The sequence below is a fragment of the Bradyrhizobium sp. P3_C3 genome (assembly GCF_056402655.1).
Genome location: NZ_JBFUGY010000015.1, coordinates 1 through 17,402, shown reverse-complemented (window position 1 = coordinate 17,402; position 17,402 = coordinate 1). Strand labels below are relative to the sequence as shown.

Genomic DNA, 17,402 nt, shown 5'->3' with positions numbered 1-17,402 from the left:
TTATGTGAAATCAACGCATTATCTGGAAATTAAGGCCTCGTTAAGCGCTGGCACGAACCTTGCGAATCCCTGTTCCAACCAGAAACTTTTGCGTTGGAGCATTTTCCATGAAGCGCCGCGATTTCCTCAAGTCMGTGTCCGGATTGGCCGCAGGCGCGGCGCTTCCGGCGATGCCACAGGTCATCTCCACCGCCTATGCCGATGCGCGCTCAGAGACGCTGCTGATCGTCTCGGAAGGCGGCCCGAACAATCTCGACATCCACGGCGTCGGCACCAACGTGCCCGGCTACGAAGTGTCCTGGAATTGCTACGACCGCCTGATCAGCCACGAGATGAAGACCGGCCCCGGCGGCGTGCCCTATTACGACCGCGACAAGTTCAAGGGCGAGCTCGCCGAGGACATGAAGATCGACGACATGTCGGTCACCTTCAAGCTGCGCAAGAACGCCAAATTCCACGACGGCACGCCCGTCACCGCCAAGGATGTGAAGTGGTCGCTCGACCGCGCCGTCAGCGTCGGCGGCTTCCCGACCTTCCAGATGAGCGCTGGCTCTCTCACCAAGCCAGAGCAGTTCGTCGTGATCGACGACTACACCGTGCGCGTCGATTTCTTGAAGAAGGACAAGCTCACGATCCCTGATCTCGCGGTCATCGTGCCCTGCATCGTCAACTCCGAGCTGGTGAAGAAGAACGCCAGTGAGAAGGACCCCTGGGGTCTCGAATTCACCAAGCAGCAGACCGCGGGCTCCGGCGCCTACAAGGTGACGAAGTGGACCGCCGGTACCGAAGTCATCATGGAGCGCAACGAGGATTGGGTCTGCGGTCCGTTGCCGAAGATCAAGCGCGTGATCTGGCGCATGGTGCCGCAGGCCGGCAACCGCCGCGCGCTGCTGGAGCGGGGCGACGCCGACATCTCCTACGAGCTGCCCAACAAGGATTTTCAGGAGATGAAGGCGAACGGCAAGCTCAACGTCGTGTCGCTGCCGTTCTCCAACGGCATCCAGTATATCGGCATGAACGTTACCAAGCCGCCCTTCGATAATCCGAAGGTGCGCCAGGCGGTTGCCTATGCGCTGCCCTATCAGAAGATCATGGACGCCGTGATGTTCGGCCTCGCCAACCCGATGTTCGGCGCGCCGAAGGACAAGCCGACCGAAGTCGCCTGGCCGCAGCCGCACAAATACAACACCGACATCGAGAAGGCGAAAGCGCTGATGGCGGAGGCAGGCCTCGCCAACGGCTTCGAGACCACGATCTCGTTCGATCTCAACTTCGCGGGCGTCAACGAGCCGCTCTGCGTGCTGGTGCAGGAATCTCTCGCGCAGATCGGCATCAAGACGACCATCAACAAGGTGCCCGGCGCCAACTGGCGCACCGAGCTGAACAAGAAGGAGATGCCGCTCTTCACCAACGTGTTCTCGGGTTGGCTCGATTACCCCGAATACTTCTTCTACTGGTGCTACCACGGCAACAATTCCGTCTTCAACACCATGAGCTACAAGTCGGCGGAGATGGACAAGCTCATCGACGGTGCCCGCACGGCAGCGGCGACCGGCGACACCGCGACCTACGATGCCGACGTGAAGGGCTTTGTCGATCTCGCTTTCACCGACATCCCGCGCATCCCGCTGTACCAGCCTTTCGTCAACGTCGCGATGCAGAAGAACATCAGCGGCTACCAATACTGGTTCCACCGGAGGCTGGATTACCGCGCGCTGGCGAAGGGGTGAGCCGTCATGCTGATCGTCGGCGACGCATCGGCATGTGTTTGTCTCTCTGATCCTCGCGGTGCAAGTTCTTCATCGCGTGAGGCGGCCACCGCTCTCTCGCTCCCTCCCCCCTTGCGGGGGAGGGTCGGGGAGAGGGGTAGCCGCGAACTCAGACCTCTCCCGGGGCCACCCCTCTCCCTAGCCCTCCCCCGCAAGGGGGGAGGGAACGCAGCGGAGCGCGGGGCAACGCTCTTGTCCGCTAGCGAGATTCGTCCGTCATCCAGGAGCGTCTTTCCATGCTGACCATGATCGGCAAGCGCCTGATGTTCGCGATTCCCTCGCTGATCGGGGTCGTCATCGTCACCTTCCTGCTGACGCGCGCGTTGCCCGGTGATCCCGCCGCCTACTTCGCCGGTCCCGCAGCGACCAAGGAAGCCGTCGAGCAGATCCGCAAGAAGCTCGGCCTCGACCGGCCGCTGATCGAGCAGTTTTTCCGCTACACCAACGATCTCGCCCACGGCGATTTCGGTAACTCGCTCACCACGGGACAGCCGGTGGCGGCCGAGATCCGCAATCGCCTGCCGGCTTCCGCCGAGCTCACGCTGCTCGGCCTCATCGTTTCGGTCGTGATCGCCATTCCGCTCGGCGTGCTGGCGGCGACGCGACCGGGATCATGGGTCGACCATCTCTGCCGTGTCACGACGACGGCGGGCGTGTCGTTACCCGTGTTCTTCACCGGCCTCGTGCTGGTCTACGTCTTCTATTTCCGGCTCGGCTGGTCGCCGGCGCCGCTCGGCCGTCTCGACGTGTTCTACAGCGCGCCGCCGACCATCACCGGCTTCTATCTGATCGACACGCTGATCGCGCGCGACTTCGAGGCGTTCCGCTCGGCGCTGAGCCAGCTCATCCTGCCGGCGACGACGCTGGCGATCTTCTCGCTGGCGCCGATCGCGCGCATGACGCGCGCCTCGATGCTGGCGGTGTTGTCGTCGGAGTTCGTGCGTACGGCKCGCGCCAGCGGCCTGTCGCCGTCGACCGTCATCATCACCTACGCGTTCCGCAATGCGATGCTCCCCGTGATCACCACGCTCAGCATGGTGTTCTCGTTCCTGCTCGGGGCCAACGTGCTGGTGGAAAAAGTGTTCGCCTGGCCCGGCATCGGCTCCTATGCGGTGGAAGCGCTGATCTCGTCCGACTTCGCGCCGGTGCAGGGCTTTGTGCTGACCATGGCGGTCATGTACGTGCTGCTCAATCTCGTGATCGACATCCTCTACGGCGTGATCGATCCGCGTGTCAGGTTGGAGGGCTAAATCATGAGCTCCGTTGCGCCTGCTGTTGAACCCGTCGGTCCCGCGCGGACATCAGGGCTCGTCGCGATCCTCGAACAGACCCGCTACGTTATCGGCGAGAACAAGGTCACGGGTTTCGCCTTCGCGCTGCTGATCGTGATCCTTATTGCCGCGATCTTCGGTCCCTATGTGGTGCCGTATGATCCACTCGCTTCCGATACGGCGGCGGCGCTGAAGCCGCCGTCGATGGCGCATTGGTTCGGCACCGACCAGCTCGGCCGCGACATCTTCAGCCGCGTCATCGTGGCGACGCGGCTTGATACCTTCATCGCGGTCGCCTCCGTCGTGCTGGTGTTCCTGATGGGCGGCCTCGCCGGTATCGCGGCGGGCTATTTCGGCGGCTGGACCGACCGCATCGTCGGCCGCATCGCCGATACCATCATGGCGTTCCCGCTGTTCGTGCTCGCGATGGGCATCGTCGCAGCGCTCGGCAACACCGTGCAGAACATCATCCTGGCCACGGCCATCGTGAACTTCCCGCTCTATGCCCGCGTCGCGCGCGCCGAGGCCAATGTCCGCCGCAATGCCGGCTTCGTGCAGGCCGCGCGGCTCTCCGGCAACGGCGAATTCCGCATCCTGCTGGTGCACATTTTGCCGAACATCATGCCGATCATGATCGTGCAGATGTCGCTGACCATGGGCTACGCTATCCTCAATGCCGCAGGCCTCTCCTTCATCGGCCTCGGCGTCCGCCCGCCGACCGCCGAATGGGGCATCATGGTCGCGGAAGGCGCGGGCTTCATGGTGTCGGGCGAATGGTGGATCGCGCTATTCCCCGGCCTTGCTCTGATGATCGCCGTGTTCTGCTTCAACCTCCTCGGCGACGGCCTCCGCGACATCGTCGACCCGCAGCGGAGGACGTGATGATTGTCGAGTGCGGGACGAGAAGCGCAACGCTTGGAAGTGAAGAGAGCACCGCTCTCTCATTCCCTCCCCCCTTGCGGGGTCCGAAGCTCGCTCTCGAGGGCAGGGAGAGGGGTAGCCACAAACTCCGAGCTCTCCCGTGGCCACCCCTCTCCCCAACCCTCCCCCGCAAGGGGGGAGGGAGCGATGCCTCACCCTCAAATTCAGAGCTGAAATTCCCCAATGATTCCAACCCCGTTCTACTGTGCATGGGGTTGATTTCGACATTTTTGATCGGGAGGCCCTCATGACCGCCCAGCCCCTGCTCGACGTCCAGGACCTCACGGTCGAATTCACCACCCGCCGCGGCATCGTCAAAGCGGTGCAGCACGTCAACATTTCCGTCGCCAAGGGCGAGACGCTCGCCATCGTCGGCGAGTCCGGCTCCGGCAAGTCGGTGACGTCCTATGCAGTGATGCGCATCCTCGATCGCGCCGGGCGGATCGCCGAAGGCTCGGTGATGTTCTCCGGCATCGACGTGAAGGCGGCCAGCGAAGACCAGATGCGCGATCTGCGCGGCCGCGAAGTCTCGATGATCTTCCAGAACCCGCGCGCGGCACTCAACCCGATCCGCAAAGTGGGCGACCAGATCGAGGACGTCTTGCGCACCCATGTGCAGCAGGCTCAGGTCGCCGATCACGGCGAGAAAGCGATCGAGGCGCTGGAGCAGGTCAAGATCGCGCGCCCGCGCGAGCGCTACCACGCCTATCCGTTCGAGCTGTCAGGCGGCATGTGCCAGCGCGTCGTCATCGCGCTTGCGCTCGCCTGCAATCCGCAGCTCCTGATCGCGGACGAGCCGACGACGGGTCTCGACGTCACCACCCAGAAGGCGGTGATGGACCTGATCGTCGAGCTGACCAAGCGCAAGGCGATGTCGACGATTCTGATCACGCACGATCTCGGCCTTGCGGCTGCCTATTGTGACCGCGTCGTCGTGATGGAGAAGGGCCGGGTCGTCGAGACCGCCAATGCCGCCGACATTTTTGCGAACCCGCAGCACCCCTACACCAAGAAGCTAATGCGTGCGACGCCGCGGCTCGGGGTGAGCTTGCGGGATCTGTTGCCGGAGGAGGAGGGCGCGGCCGCCGCGGCCGCGAGCCCAGCATCCGCCCCGACCGCCGCAGCAGGCACGGAGAGCCAAAAGCCCCTCCTCCTCATCGAAAAGCTCGTCAAGGAATATCCCCGCCAGGGTGCCACGGCCACGCTCGGAAAACTGTTCGGCCGCAAACCGCCCGTGGAGCCCGACGTGTTCCGCGCCGTCGACGGCATCAGCCTCTCCATCGGCCATGGTGAGAGCGTCGGCCTCGTCGGCGAATCCGGTTGCGGCAAATCGACCACGTCGATGATGGTGATGCGTCTCCTCGACCAGACCTCGGGCCTGATCCAGTTCGACGGCGAGGACATCGGCGCCATCGCGCCTGCCTCCTTCGCCCGGCTGCCGCAGCGCAGCCGCATCCAGATGGTGTTCCAGGACCCGACCGACAGCCTCAACCCGCGTTTCACCGCCGCCCGCGCCATCGCCGACCCCATCATGCAGCTCGGCGACATCAGGGGCCGCGATGCGCTGCGAACGCGCTGCGAGGAGCTGGCCACCATGGTCGGGCTGCCGCACAATCTGCTGGATCGGTTTCCGCACCAGCTGTCCGGCGGCCAGAAGGCCCGCGTCGGCATCGCGCGCGCCATCGCGCTTCATCCAAAACTCGTCATCCTGGACGAGCCGACCGCGGCGCTCGACGTCTCGGTCCAGGCCGTGGTCCTCAATCTGCTTCAGGACCTGAAGGCGCGGCTAGGTATGAGTTATCTGTTCGTCTCGCATGATTTGAACGTAGTGCGCTTGTTGTGCGATCGTGTCATTGTCATGCGGACAGGTCGAATCGTCGAAGAGGGCTCTTCCGAAAAAGTCCTCAGCGATCCGCAGGACGACTATACCAAGGAGCTGTTGACGGCGATCCCGCATCCGCCGTTGCAGGTCCACTAAGAGTGCACTGAGAGATTGTTTGGGAGCGTGATGGCCGAGCCGCTGGACGACTATATCGACGCCGTATCGAAAGCGCTGGCGCTGCCGGTCGAGGAGGCCTGGAGGCCGGCGGTGCGCGCCAATCTCGAAGTCTCGCTCCGGCTTGGCCGACTGGTCGACGAATTCGCGCTGCCGGACGAGACCGAGCCGGCGCCGATCTTCACGGTCTGATCCCGCCATGACCACCAAGCCAGAGATGACGGCTGCGGACATCGCCAAGGCTGTGGCCGGCGGCAAGATGTCGGCACTCGATGCCACCGAAGCTGCGCTTGCGCGCATCAAGCAGCACGATGGTGTCCTCAATTCCTTCACCGACGTCACCGCCGATCGCGCCCGTGCGAAGGCGCGTGCTGTTGATGCCGACATTGCTGCCGGCAAGGAGGTCGGCCCGCTCGCCGGTGTTCCCTTCGCGGTGAAGAACCTGTTCGACGTTGCCGGCCTCTCGACACGCGCGGGCTCGAAGATCAACCGCGATCTTGCGCCGGCGAAACGCGATGCCACGCTGATCGAGCGGATGGAAGCCGCCGGTGCCGTGCTCGTCGGCGCGCTCAACATGGGCGAATATGCCTATGACTTCACCGGCGAGAACGTCCATGACGGTCCCTCGCGCAATCCGCATGACACGACCCGGATGACCGGCGGCTCCTCCGGTGGTTCGGGCAGCGCCGTTGGCGGCGCGCTGGTGCCGATCGCGCTCGGCTCGGACACCAATGGTTCGATCCGCGTGCCGTCCTCCTTCTGCGGCATCTTTGGTTTGAAGCCGACCTATGGCCGGCTGTCGCGGGCGCGCTCGTTCCCGTTCGTCGCGAGCCTCGATCATCTCGGCCCGTTCGCGCGCTCGGCGACCGATCTCGCGCTCGCCTATGACGCGATGCAGGGGGTGGATGCAGATGATGCCGCCTGCATCACGCGCGGTCTGGAGCCGACGCTGCCGCTGCTCGCCAATCCGGTGTCGGACCTGCGCATCGCGATTGCCGGCGGACACTTTCAGAACAACGTGTTTCCCGAGGCCGTCGAAGCCGTCAGCCGCGTCGCCAAGGCGCTCGGCGCGACGAAGATCGTTGACGTGCCCGAAGCCTCGCGCGCCCGCGCGGCGGCCTATGTCATCACCACCACCGAAGGCGCCTCGCTGCATCTCGATCGCCTGCGCAAGCGCCCGAACGATTTCGATCCCGCCGTGCGCGATCGGCTGATCGCCGGCGCGATGGTGCCGGCGCCGCTGGTCGACCGCGCGCAAAAATTCCGCCGCTGGTATCGCGCGCAGCTCGCCGAGATCTTCAAATCCGTCGACGTGCTGATTGCACCGGCCACGCCCTGCACCGCGCCGAAGCTCGGCCAGGTGAATTTCACGCTCGACGGCGTCGAGTTGCCGGTTCGCGCCAATATCGGCATCCACACCCAGCCGATCTCGTTCATCGGATTGCCGGTGGTCGCCGTGCCGGTGCCGCTCGAGCCGTTGCCGATCGGCGTGCAGATCATCGCCGCGCCCTGGCGCGAGGACATCGCGCTGCGCGTGGCGCACGCATTGGAGAAGATGGGCGTGGTCTCCGCGCCGTCGCCAAGGGGACTTTGAGAGGGATTTAAAATGGAGATTGATCTCCCCGAGGTGATCGCGGAAGTGAAGGCCGCGTTCGAGCGCTATGAGCAGGCCCTGATCACCAACGACGTCGCCGTGCTCGGCGAGCTCTTCCGCAACGATCCCCGCACGCTGCGCTACGGCATCGGCGAGAACCTCTACGGCTATGAGGCGATCTCTGGCTTCCGCGCCGGGCGCTCGCCGGTCGGCCTCAACCGCCGTACCGCGAAGACCGTGATCACCAGCTATGGCCGCGACACGGCCGTGGCCTCCACCCTGTTCTATCGCGACACGGCTCCCGGCAAGGTCGGCCGGCAGATGCAGACCTGGATTCGCTTCCCGGAGGGCTGGCGCGTCGTCGCCGCCCATGTCAGCATCATCGACGAGTCGAAAGAGACCTGACCGTATGACGCTTGACGATCTTCCGCCCGAAACATTGCCGGCCGAGCCGGTGGTGCCGCGCGTCGACCGGGCGCAGCCCAGCGTGCACAAGATCACGCGCGCCGAGGAGCTGCGGCTTCAACTCGCCGACGAGATCGTACGCGGAACCCTGGCCCCGGGCGCGCCGCTTGATGAAACCGACATCGCGCGGCGCTTCAGCGTCTCGCGCACGCCGGTCCGCGAGGCGTTGCGCCAGCTGGTGGCGAGCGGCCTCGTCGAATCGCGCGCCCATCGTGGCGCGGTGGTGGCGCAGCCTTCGGTCGAGCGGCTGAAAAGCATGTTCGAGGCGATGGCGGAGCTCGAGGCGCTGTGCGCGGGCCTTGCCGCCGAGCGCATGTCCGCTGCCGAGCGCCACGGTCTCGAAGCCATCCACGAAGAGCTGCGCGTGCTCAGCTACGCCGGCAATCCCGATCGCTTCCACGAGGTCAACGAGCGCTTCCACAATGCGATCTATGCGGGATCGCAGAACGGCTACATCGCCGAGATCACGCTGGCGACGCGCGTCCGCGTGCAACCGTTCCGCCGCGCCCAGTTCCGCAACCTCGGCCGATTGGCAAAGTCGCAAGCCGAGCACGACCGCGTCGTCGTCGCGATCATGCGCGGCGACAAGCAGGGCGCCGCCGCCGCCATGCGCGCGCATATCGAGCTGGTGCGCGGAGAGTATGAGATTTACGCGGTGTCGGTGTAGGGCGGCAAACGCGGTACCGTAGGGTGGGCAAAGGCGCAAAGCGCCGTGCCCACCATCTTTCCTAACTAATGCTGTTGGTGGGCACGCTACGCTTTGCCCACCCTACGGCAGCTACGCCTTCGCAGCTTCCGCCATAAACTTCCGCCAGCCGCCATACGCCGTGATGTCTCGCGCCCCGCCCAGCACCTCCGGCTCGACGAGAAACCCTTTCACGCTGCGGCCGTCCGCAAGCCTGATTGTGCCGATTGCCATCGGTGCTGGAATCGCATTCACGAACTTGCCGAATGCCGACGACGACAACGACCAGATCTCCAGCTCGATCGCCGCGCCCGTGCCAGCCTCGACGCGCAACATGCCCGGCTTCGGGGGCGTCGTCTTGAGTGCGTAGAGCTTGTAGTCCGGCGCTGTCCTGGTCGCCTCGACCAGCTTTCCGTTGAGCGCCGTCAATTCGCCGTTCAGCGCCATACCGGAGAGATGCGCGCCGACCACTGCGATCGGAATCTCGTCGCTGCTGCTTGCGGCAAGCGGCGCCAACGGGGCCTGCGCCACACCCTTCGCGCCGACGGTCAGCTTCGTATCCGCATGGAATGCACGGCCGATGCTCGCAAGCAGCGCATCGCGCCCCGGGGGCGCGAGCAGCGTGATGCCGAACGGAATGCCATCCGCGCGCATCGACGCGGGCACCGCAAGACCACAGAGATCGAGCAGATTGACGAAATTGGTGTAGGTGCCGAGCCGGCTGTTGAGCTCGATCGGATTGGCCAGCACCTGCGCCGTCGTGTACGCCGTCGGCGCCGTCGGCAGCACCAGCGCGTCGATGCTCGCAAAGGTGCGCTCGGCGATCTTGCGCAGGCCCTGCAAACGGTAGAGCGCAGAGAAGGTTTCCGCAGCGGTCAGCCGCGCGCCGGCGACGGTGATCTCGCGCGTCACCGGATGAATCGAATCAGGCGCGGATGCCAGTAGATCTTTGATCACGAGATAGCGCTCGGCGACCCACGGCCCCTCATAGAGCAGCCGCGCCGTCTCGTAGAACGGCTCGAGGTCGAACTCGACCAGCTTAGCGCCGAGCGCAGTCCAGCGCTTCAGCGCATCGCCGTAAGCGGCTTCCGCCTTCCTGTCGCCGAAGAAGATCAGCTGCCCGTTGCGGGGCACGCCAAGGCGCAAATTCGCGGGGAACGGCGTGATCGCGCCCAGCGGCCGGTCACGCGAGAACGGATCGGCTTGGTCTGGACCCGCCATCACGGCGAGCGCCAGCGCGGCGTCGTCGACGGTCAGAGCGAATACCGAGATGCAGTCGAGCGTGCGGCAGGCCGGCACTAGGCCCGCATTCGAGATCATGCCGAGGCTCGGCTTCAGGCCGACGATGTTGTTGAGCATCGCCGGCACCCGGCCGCTGCCGGCGGTGTCCGTGCCCAGCGAGAGCGGCACGAGTCCGGCACCGACCGCGACCGCCGAGCCCGAGCTCGATCCGCCGGGAATGAGATCCTCGCGGATCGAATTTTTGGGGATGCCATAAGGCGAGCGCACGCCGACGAGGCCGGTTGCGAACTGGTCGAGATTGGTCTTGCCGATGATGATCGCGCCGGCCGCGCGCAGGCGTTCCACCGCGGTCGAATCATGCGTCGGCGTATACGAGAAGGCCGGGCAGGCTGCGGTGGTCGGAAATCCCAGCGCGTCGATATTGTCCTTGACCGCGACCGGCACGCCGTAGAGCGGCAGGCTGGTGGCATCTCTTGCGGCAAGCTTCTCGGCTTCCGCGATCGCGTCCTTCTCGTCGCGCAGGCTGATGAAGATTGCGGGATCGTTGTGATCGCGGTTGCGCTGATAGGTTCGTGCGACGGTCTGCGCAGGCGTGATCGTGCCCGCGCGATGCGCGGCCACAATCGCGGCGATCGTTTCAGGCTGCTCAGCCCCCATGGTGACAAAACTCCGGCAACAGGTCTTACCCGGATTGAAGCAAGCGATGTGCCATTGTGTACACAATCCGGGCAGGCGCAATGTCTCGGATATTATCGAGGGATCAGTGGCTTGTCGGATATTTCGAGGACTGATGGGCCGTCGTTCCAGCGCCCTGATACGGGCATTTGCGTAAATGTTGGGCAGTCTCGATCAGGTGAAGCCGGCCAGGATCTGGAGCAGCCGCTCCCGGTTCTCCCTGCCGATCTTCTCCACGACATGCCGCTCGTGTTCGGCAGCGAGGCGCTTGAATTTGGCAAGCGCCGTCTCCCCCGTTGCGGTGAGGTGCAGCGCATGGGAGCGGCGGTCCGCCTTCGACTTGACCCGCTTCACCAGCCTGCGCTGTTCGAGGCTGTCGAGCAGATGCACCAGCCGGGCGCGCTCGATGCCAAGACGCTTCGCCACCGCCATCTGGGAGAGGCCCGGATTGGCGCCGATGACCGTCAGCACGGAATACTGCGTCGGCTTGATGTCGACCGCGCCGAGCGTCTTGATGAAGTCCTGAAAGATCCAGATCTGGAAGCGACGCACCGCATAACCGGCGTGCCCGACCAGCGCGTCGAGGCCGATCTCGTCCGCGTCGTTCGGCCGCGCCGCGCCGTTGCCGGCACGTTTGCGTGGGGAGGGGCGGGGCTCAGTTCGGGCTGCGCTGGCTGTCACGTGATCTCTCCTGCCGTGCAACCTTAGCGCCTCGAACGCCCCTACGGAAGATTGTTGTTGACGACAACAATTGTCGTACCCAACAATATGGCCAAAGCGGCCCGGAACGAGGCTGTAGCCGATCCCTGATACGGGCGAGGAGGAAACCATGACAACCGCCGCACGCGGTGACGCTTCGAGCCTGTTCGCAACACCCAAGACCGTCGCCGAGCATCGCCCCGACGGCAGCATCGTGCTGCGCTCGCCAGAACCCTTGCGCGACAGCGCCCGCTGCATCGGCGACTGGCTGGAGCATTTTGCGCGGCAGACGCCTGACACGATCTTCCTCGCCGAGCGTGACAGCGCCGACACGCCCTGGGCCACCATGACCTACGCGGGCGCCCTGCGGCGGGTACGCGCAGCGGCGAGCTGGATTTTGGCGCAAGAGCTCAGCGCCGAGCGTCCCGTCGTCATCCTCTCCGACAACAGCATCGACCACGCGCTGCTCGCGCTTGCGGCCCAGCATGTCGGCGTGCCCTCGGCCGCGATCTCGCCGGCCTATTCGCTGATGTCGAAAGATTTCGACAAGCTTAAGAGCATGATCGCGCTGCTCGAGCCGGGCGCGATCTATGTCTCTGCAACCAAGCCATTCGCTGCCGCGCTCGCGGCGATCGAGCCGCTGCACAAGGCGCAGATCATCAGTGGCAATGCTGGCGATGCCGATGCGCTGGCCTTCCGTGACATCGCGGCGACGCCCGAAACGGGCGACGTCGCAAAAGCCTTCGCCGCGGTGACACCGGACACGATCGCAAAATTCCTGTTCACCTCGGGCTCGACCGGCACGCCGAAAGCCGTCATCAATACGCAGCGCATGCTGACCTCGAGCCAGCAGGCCAAGGCGCAGACCTGGACGTTTCTCGAACCGGGCCGCGGCGATCTCGTGATCCTCGATTGGCTGCCCTGGAGCCACACGTTCGGCGCCAACCACAATTTCAATCTCGTGCTGCGCAACGGCGGCTCGCTCTATATCGACGGCGGCAAGCCCGCGCCTGGTCTCTTTGCGACGTCGCTCGCCAATCTGAAAAGCGTGATGCCGACGGTCTATTTCAACGTGCCGCGCGGCTTCGACATGCTGATCGCAGCGCTGCGCGGCGACGAGGAGCTGCGCCGCCGCTTCTTCGGCGAGGTGAAATTCGCCTTCTATGCCGGCGCCGCGCTGCCGCAGAACCTCTGGGACGCGCTCGAACAGCTTTCGGTGGAGACTGTTGGTCGTCCGCTGCCGATGGTGTCGGCCTGGGGCTCGACCGAGACGTCACCGCTCGCGACCGACTGTCATTTTCTCGCGGAGCGCTCGGGCAATATCGGCGTGCCCATTCCCGGGACGGAACTGAAGCTCGTCACGTCCGGCGACAAGCTCGAGGTGCGGGTGCGCGGCCCCAACGTCACGCCGGGCTACTGGAAGGCGCCGGAGCTGACGAAGCAGGCTTTCGACGACGAGGGCTTTTATCTCATTGGCGATGCCGTGAAGCTTGCCGATGCGGAACGGCCTGAGCGCGGGTTGTTCTTCGATGGTCGTGTTGCGGAAGACTTCAAGCTCAACTCCGGCACCTGGGTCAGTGTCGGCACGCTGCGCGTCGCCGGCATCGCGGCACTCGCGCCGCTGGCGCAGGACATCGTCGTTACCGGCCATGGCGGCGACGAGGTGCGCTTCCTGGTCTTCCCGAACATGGCTGCTTGCCGTGCCCATGCCGGCTTGCCCGAGACGGCAGGCGTGAACGATGTGCTCGCGCATGACAAGGTCAGGACTTCGATCGCGCAGGGCCTGGCGAAGCTGAAGCAGCAGGGCACCAACTCCTCCGGCCACGCGACGCGCGCGCTGCTGCTCGCCGAGCCGCCGTCGGTTGACGGCGGCGAGATCACCGACAAGGGTTACATCAACCAGCGCGCCGTGCTGACGCGGCGGGCCGATGCGGTGGCGCGGGTGCATGATGATGCGTCGGGTGAGTGGATCGGTCTGTAGCCACTGGCAGATCAAGTCAGAGTGAGGCCACGCTCTCTCCACATCGTCATTGCGAGCGCAGCGAAGCAATCCAGAATCTTTCCCCGGAGGGGCTCTGGATTGCGTCGCTGCGCTCGCAATGACGGGGATAGAGCTGCCGCCAACTAAGCCAGCCATTCTGCCGCAATATCCTGCATGATTATTTTGTTGCTTAAGCAACTAATTTGTGCGAACCGTTCCAGACAAGGATGACGGCGGGGGAACCGCTGCGCCCGATCCTGGAGGAAACGATGCTCGGCAGAGAGGGTGCCGCGGGCAAATGCCGGCGTATGCCTGAAGTCGGCGATGCCGCGCGCTTCGCGCGCGCGTCAACTGGTGGTGCTGCCGGTCACTGCGTCGAGATTTTCGTGCAGCCGGCGCAGCAGATCGATCAGCACCTCGCGCTCGTCTTTGTTCAGGCAGGACAACAGCCGCCGCTCGCGCTCGAACGCCGCGACGATCACCTTGTCATGGGTGGCGCGGCCCTTCGCCGTCAGCGAGATCGAATGGGTGCGGCCGTCGTTCGGGTCGGTTCGAATCGAGACCAGTCCGCGCTTCTCGAGGCCGGCAAGCGTCCGGCTCACCGGCCCCTTGTCGAAGCCAATGACGTGGCAGATCCGCGAGGCCGGAATGCCGGGCTCGATCGCCAGCAGCGACATGATCCGCCATTCCGTGACGTTGACGCCAAACTCTCGCTGGTAGAACGCGGTAGCGCTGTTCGAGAGCTTGTTGGCGATGAAGGTGATGAAAGCCGGGACGTAACGGTCGAGATCGAGCGTCGGCCCGGTTTCGGCGGGTGCGGGCCTTTGGCGGGCTCTGGTCGAAGACGGCGGCATATCGATCTTTTGTCTCGCGGCGTGTCCGAAGACCTAAGGGCAAGCGCGGCCCTTTCACAAGATCAAAATGAGGGAGGACTTCAATGAGCGCACCTGGCTCCGCCGTATCAGGCGTCCCGCATCTCGACGTCGATCCCTTCGACATGAATTTTTTCGCCGACCCCTATCCCACGCACGAGCTGCTGCGGGAGGCAGGTCCGGTCGTCTATCTCGACAAGTGGAACGTCTACGGCGTGGCACGCTATGCCGAGGTCCACGCCGTGCTGAACGATCCCGCGACGTTCTGCTCCAGCCGCGGCGTCGGCCTCTCCGATTTCAAGAAGGAGACGCCGTGGCGGCCGCCGAGCCTGATCCTCGAGACCGATCCGCCCGCGCATACGCGGACCCGCGCCGTGCTCTCAAAGGTGCTGTCGCCGACCGTGATGAAGCAGGTGCGCGACCGCTTTGCCGCGGCGGCCGATGAGCGGGTGGACGCGCTGATAGAAAGGCGCAGCTTCGACGCGATCGCCGACCTCGCCGAGGCCTATCCGCTCTCGATCTTCCCGGATGCGCTCGGGCTGAAATCCGAGGGGCGCGAGCATCTGATTCCCTACGCGAGCGTCGTGTTCAACGCATTCGGGCCGCCCAACGAGCTGCGCCGGGAGGCGATTGCGCGTTCGACGCCCCATCAAGCCTATGTTGCCGAGCAGTGCCAGCGCGAGAACCTTGCGCCCGGCGGCTTCGGCGCCTGCATTCATGCCCAGGTCGACGAKGGCGCGATCACGGCCACCGAAGCGCCACTGCTGGTGCGCTCGCTGCTGTCGGCCGGTCTCGACACCACTGTCAACGGCATCGGCGCGGCCGTCTATTGCCTCGCGCGCTTCCCCGAACAATGGCAGCGCCTGCGCGGCGATCTCACGCTCGCGCGTAGCGCCTTCGAGGAAGCGGTTCGTTTCGAAAGCCCGGTGCAGACCTTCTTCCGCACCACCACACGTGAGGTCGAGCTGTCAGGCGCGACGATCGGCGAAGGTGAGAAGGTGCTGATGTTCCTTGCCGCCGCCAATCGCGATCCGCGCCGCTGGGACAAGCCCGACAGCTACGACATCACGCGCCGCTCGTCCGGCCATGTCGGCTTCGGCTCCGGCATCCACATGTGCGTCGGCCAGCTCGTCGCGCGCCTCGAAGGCGAAGTGATGCTGACGGCGCTGGCGCGGCGTATCGCGAAGATCGAGATCACGGGCGAGCCGAAACGCCGCTTCAACAACACGCTGCGCGGGCTCGACAGCCTGCCGGTCACCATCATCCCGGCCTGACGAGGAGCCTTGATGCCCGCCATCACTTTCATCCATGCCGACGGCAAGTCCGATCGTGTCGAAACTTCAGGCGACGAAAGCGCCATGCAGGCCGCGACCCGCCATGGTCTCGACGGCATCCTGGCCGAGTGCGGTGGCAATGCCATGTGTGCGACCTGCCACGTCTATATCGACGCAGCCTGGCTCGCGAGCCTACCCGCGATGGCTGATGACGAAGACGCGCTGCTCGACGGCACCGCCGCCGAGCGGCTGCCAAACAGCCGGCTGGCCTGCCAGATCATGATTACGCCCGCGCTCGACGGGCTGGTGCTGAGATTGCCGGAACGGCAGGTCTGATTCCAGAACGTGCCGGCGGTGACCGGCGCGACACACAAAGGGGAGGGAACGATGAAACACCTGAAATGGACGCTTGCGCTGGCGGCGAGCCTGGTAAGCGGCGCGGCAAGCGCCGAGATCTCCGACAATGTCGTGCGCGTCGGCGTGCTCAACGACATCTCGGGCATCTTCCAAGACACCAACGGCATGGGCTCGGTCGAGGCCGCGCGCATGGCCGCGGAGGATTTCAACGGCGGCGGCAAGGGCATCAAGGTCGAGATCGTCTATGCCGACCACCAGAACAAGGCGGATGTGGGCAACGCCATCGCGCGCAAATGGCTCGATGTCGAGGGCGTCGATGCCATCGTCGACGTGCCGAATTCGGCCGTCGGCCTCTCCATCAACACGCTGCTGCGCGACAGCCGCATGACTTTCCTGGCGTCGTCGACCGCAAGCTCGGATCTCACCGGCAAGGCCTGCTCGCCCAATACGATCCAATGGGTCAACGATGCCTGGGCGACCGGCAACACCACCGCGGCTGCGATGATGGCGCGCGGCGGCAAGGACTGGTATTTCCTCACGGTCGACTATGCGCTCGGCAAGGGCATCGAGGCGGAGGCGCAGAAATACATCGAGGCGCACGGCGGCAAGGTGCTCGGCTCCTCGAAACATCCGCTCGGCACCTCCGATTTCGCCTCCTTCCTGTTGCAGGCGCAGGGCTCGAAAGCGCAGGTGATCGGCCTCGCCAATGCCGGCGGCGACACCATCAACGCGGTGAAGCAGGCTGCCGAGTTCGGCATCCAGCAAGGCGGGCAGAAGCTCGTCGCGTTCCTGCTCTTCATCAACGACGTCCATGGCATGGGCATCAAGGTCGCCCAGGGCCTCCAGCTCATGGAAGCCTTTTATTGGGACATGAACGACGATACCCGCGCCTTCGCCAAGCGATTTGCGGCGCGGCCCGGCATGAACGGCAAGATGCCGAGCGGCAACCAGGCCGGCGTCTATGCCTCGACGCTCGCTTATCTGAACGCAGTCGCCGCGACCGGCAGCGACAATGCGAAGGACGCCGTGCCCGAGATGAAGAAGTTTAGGGGTAAGGACAAGCTGTTCGGCGACACCACGATCCGCCAGGACGGCCGCGTCGTGCATCCCATGTATCTGTTCGAGGTCAAAAAACCGGAGGAGTCGAAATATCCGTACGACTATTACAAGCTGGTCTCGACGATCCCCGCGGACCAGGCGTTTAGGCCACTCGCGGAGGGCGGGTGCGAGTTGGTGAAGTAAAAGATGGCTACGAGCGCTGCTGCACCCTCGCCCCTTGTGGGAGAGGGTAGCTTCGCGAAGCGAAGCCGGGTGAGGGGTCTCTCTCCTCACGAATGGTCGTGCGAGTGGAGAGAACCCCTTGTAAGTCGAAGCGCCGCAGGTCTGCTATTGTAGACGTTGCGGTGACGGACGGGAGCCCGCAAACCCCCAGGTCGTTGCAGGCCGTGGGTGAGAGAGGTGCCCCGTCCGTTAGTCCATTGAACCCGAACAGTCGCCTGGGCCGCAAAGTGCGAAGCCCGATTAGGCAAGGAAGGGTGACCATGGATATCATCGCGGTTGGTATCGACGTATCGAAGGACCGTCTTGACGTTGCAGTTCAT

General features: G+C 64.7%; 15 protein-coding genes. 12 read left to right on the top strand and 3 right to left on the bottom strand.

From position 1 onward, the window contains the following. Positions 1 to 107 precede the first annotated feature (107 nt). From AC1DW2_RS18865 to AC1DW2_RS18830, 8 genes are all read left to right on the top strand, one after another. Positions 108 to 1,730 (top strand): ABC transporter substrate-binding protein, encoded by a 1,623-nt coding sequence (locus tag AC1DW2_RS18865; protein ID WP_477006912.1) that lies wholly within the window; start codon positions 108 to 110, stop codon positions 1,728 to 1,730. Positions 1,731 to 2,005: 275 nt separating this feature from the next. Then, the gene (locus AC1DW2_RS18860; RefSeq protein ID WP_354118959.1) at positions 2,006 to 3,019 is read left to right on the top strand and encodes an ABC transporter permease; all 1,014 of its coding nucleotides are present in this window, start codon (positions 2,006 to 2,008) and stop codon (positions 3,017 to 3,019) included. 3 nt (positions 3,020 to 3,022) lie between these two features. Then, positions 3,023 to 3,922, top strand: a complete 900-nt coding sequence (locus AC1DW2_RS18855) for an ABC transporter permease (RefSeq protein WP_477006911.1) — start codon at positions 3,023 to 3,025, stop codon at positions 3,920 to 3,922. 286 nt (positions 3,923 to 4,208) lie between these two features. Continuing rightward, positions 4,209 to 5,939: a dipeptide ABC transporter ATP-binding protein gene (locus AC1DW2_RS18850; protein WP_477006910.1), complete on the top strand. Its 1,731-nt coding sequence runs from the start codon at positions 4,209 to 4,211 to the stop codon at positions 5,937 to 5,939. Between the two features lie 30 nt (positions 5,940 to 5,969). After that, positions 5,970 to 6,149, top strand: coding sequence for a DUF4089 domain-containing protein (locus AC1DW2_RS18845; protein ID WP_028148078.1), 180 nt, complete (start codon positions 5,970 to 5,972; stop codon positions 6,147 to 6,149). Positions 6,150 to 6,156: 7 nt separating this feature from the next. Next, positions 6,157 to 7,551 (top strand): AtzE family amidohydrolase, encoded by a 1,395-nt coding sequence (locus AC1DW2_RS18840; protein ID WP_477006909.1) that lies wholly within the window; start codon positions 6,157 to 6,159, stop codon positions 7,549 to 7,551. A 12-nt stretch (positions 7,552 to 7,563) separates the two neighbouring features. Beyond that, positions 7,564 to 7,956, top strand: a complete 393-nt coding sequence (hpxZ, locus tag AC1DW2_RS18835; protein ID WP_014491241.1) for an oxalurate catabolism protein HpxZ — start codon at positions 7,564 to 7,566, stop codon at positions 7,954 to 7,956. A 4-nt stretch (positions 7,957 to 7,960) separates the two neighbouring features. Further along, positions 7,961 to 8,683, top strand: a complete 723-nt coding sequence (locus AC1DW2_RS18830) for a GntR family transcriptional regulator (RefSeq protein ID WP_477006908.1) — start codon at positions 7,961 to 7,963, stop codon at positions 8,681 to 8,683. 111 nt (positions 8,684 to 8,794) lie between these two features. On the opposite strand, the gene atzF is transcribed toward AC1DW2_RS18830, so the two are convergent. Both atzF and AC1DW2_RS18820 read right to left on the bottom strand, forming a co-directional pair. Further along, complete coding sequence (atzF, locus tag AC1DW2_RS18825; protein ID WP_477006907.1) at positions 8,795 to 10,600, bottom strand: allophanate hydrolase; 1,806 nt, start codon at positions 10,598 to 10,600, stop codon at positions 8,795 to 8,797. A gap of 192 nt (positions 10,601 to 10,792) precedes the next feature. Further along, complete coding sequence (locus AC1DW2_RS18820; protein WP_477006906.1) at positions 10,793 to 11,299, bottom strand: MarR family winged helix-turn-helix transcriptional regulator; 507 nt, start codon at positions 11,297 to 11,299, stop codon at positions 10,793 to 10,795. A gap of 148 nt (positions 11,300 to 11,447) precedes the next feature. Between AC1DW2_RS18820 and AC1DW2_RS18815 the strand changes: the two genes are divergently transcribed. Then, entirely contained in the window at positions 11,448 to 13,298 is a 1,851-nt protein-coding gene (locus AC1DW2_RS18815; RefSeq protein WP_477006905.1) for a feruloyl-CoA synthase, read from the top strand. 347 nt (positions 13,299 to 13,645) lie between these two features. On the opposite strand, the gene AC1DW2_RS18810 is transcribed toward AC1DW2_RS18815, so the two are convergent. Next, complete coding sequence (locus AC1DW2_RS18810; protein ID WP_477006904.1) at positions 13,646 to 14,152, bottom strand: MarR family winged helix-turn-helix transcriptional regulator; 507 nt, start codon at positions 14,150 to 14,152, stop codon at positions 13,646 to 13,648. An 83-nt stretch (positions 14,153 to 14,235) separates the two neighbouring features. Here AC1DW2_RS18810 and AC1DW2_RS18805 point away from each other — a divergent pair, with 83 nt between their 5' ends. Genes AC1DW2_RS18805 through AC1DW2_RS18795 form a run of 3 tightly spaced genes read left to right on the top strand, consistent with a single transcriptional unit; the run spans position 14,236 to position 17,043 of the window. Beyond that, positions 14,236 to 15,444, top strand: coding sequence for a cytochrome P450 (locus tag AC1DW2_RS18805; protein WP_477006903.1), 1,209 nt, complete (start codon positions 14,236 to 14,238; stop codon positions 15,442 to 15,444). 12 nt (positions 15,445 to 15,456) lie between these two features. Beyond that, positions 15,457 to 15,780 carry a 2Fe-2S iron-sulfur cluster-binding protein gene (locus tag AC1DW2_RS18800; protein ID WP_477006902.1) on the top strand — a complete coding sequence of 108 codons (324 nt, stop codon included), beginning with the start codon at positions 15,457 to 15,459 and terminating at the stop codon, positions 15,778 to 15,780. A gap of 51 nt (positions 15,781 to 15,831) precedes the next feature. Next, positions 15,832 to 17,043: an ABC transporter substrate-binding protein gene (locus tag AC1DW2_RS18795; protein WP_477006901.1), complete on the top strand. Its 1,212-nt coding sequence runs from the start codon at positions 15,832 to 15,834 to the stop codon at positions 17,041 to 17,043. The last annotated feature ends 359 nt before the right edge of the window (positions 17,044 to 17,402 follow it).

Bases quoted from the DNA above. Each gene is read 5' to 3' on its own strand.
- AC1DW2_RS18795 (WP_477006901.1), top strand. From the start codon at position 15,832: ATGAAACACCTGAAATGGACGCTTGCGCTGGCGGCGAGCCTGGTAAGC.
- AC1DW2_RS18810 (WP_477006904.1), bottom strand. From the start codon at position 14,152: ATGCCGCCGTCTTCGACCAGAGCCCGCCAAAGGCCCGCACCCGCCGAA.
- AC1DW2_RS18845 (WP_028148078.1), top strand. From the start codon at position 5,970: ATGGCCGAGCCGCTGGACGACTATATCGACGCCGTATCGAAAGCGCTG.
- atzF (WP_477006907.1), bottom strand. From the start codon at position 10,600: ATGGGGGCTGAGCAGCCTGAAACGATCGCCGCGATTGTGGCCGCGCAT.
- AC1DW2_RS18850 (WP_477006910.1), top strand. From the start codon at position 4,209: ATGACCGCCCAGCCCCTGCTCGACGTCCAGGACCTCACGGTCGAATTC.
- AC1DW2_RS18800 (WP_477006902.1), top strand. From the start codon at position 15,457: ATGCCCGCCATCACTTTCATCCATGCCGACGGCAAGTCCGATCGTGTC.
- hpxZ (WP_014491241.1), top strand. From the start codon at position 7,564: ATGGAGATTGATCTCCCCGAGGTGATCGCGGAAGTGAAGGCCGCGTTC.
- AC1DW2_RS18815 (WP_477006905.1), top strand. From the start codon at position 11,448: ATGACAACCGCCGCACGCGGTGACGCTTCGAGCCTGTTCGCAACACCC.
- AC1DW2_RS18840 (WP_477006909.1), top strand. From the start codon at position 6,157: ATGACCACCAAGCCAGAGATGACGGCTGCGGACATCGCCAAGGCTGTG.
- AC1DW2_RS18830 (WP_477006908.1), top strand. From the start codon at position 7,961: ATGACGCTTGACGATCTTCCGCCCGAAACATTGCCGGCCGAGCCGGTG.
- AC1DW2_RS18855 (WP_477006911.1), top strand. From the start codon at position 3,023: ATGAGCTCCGTTGCGCCTGCTGTTGAACCCGTCGGTCCCGCGCGGACA.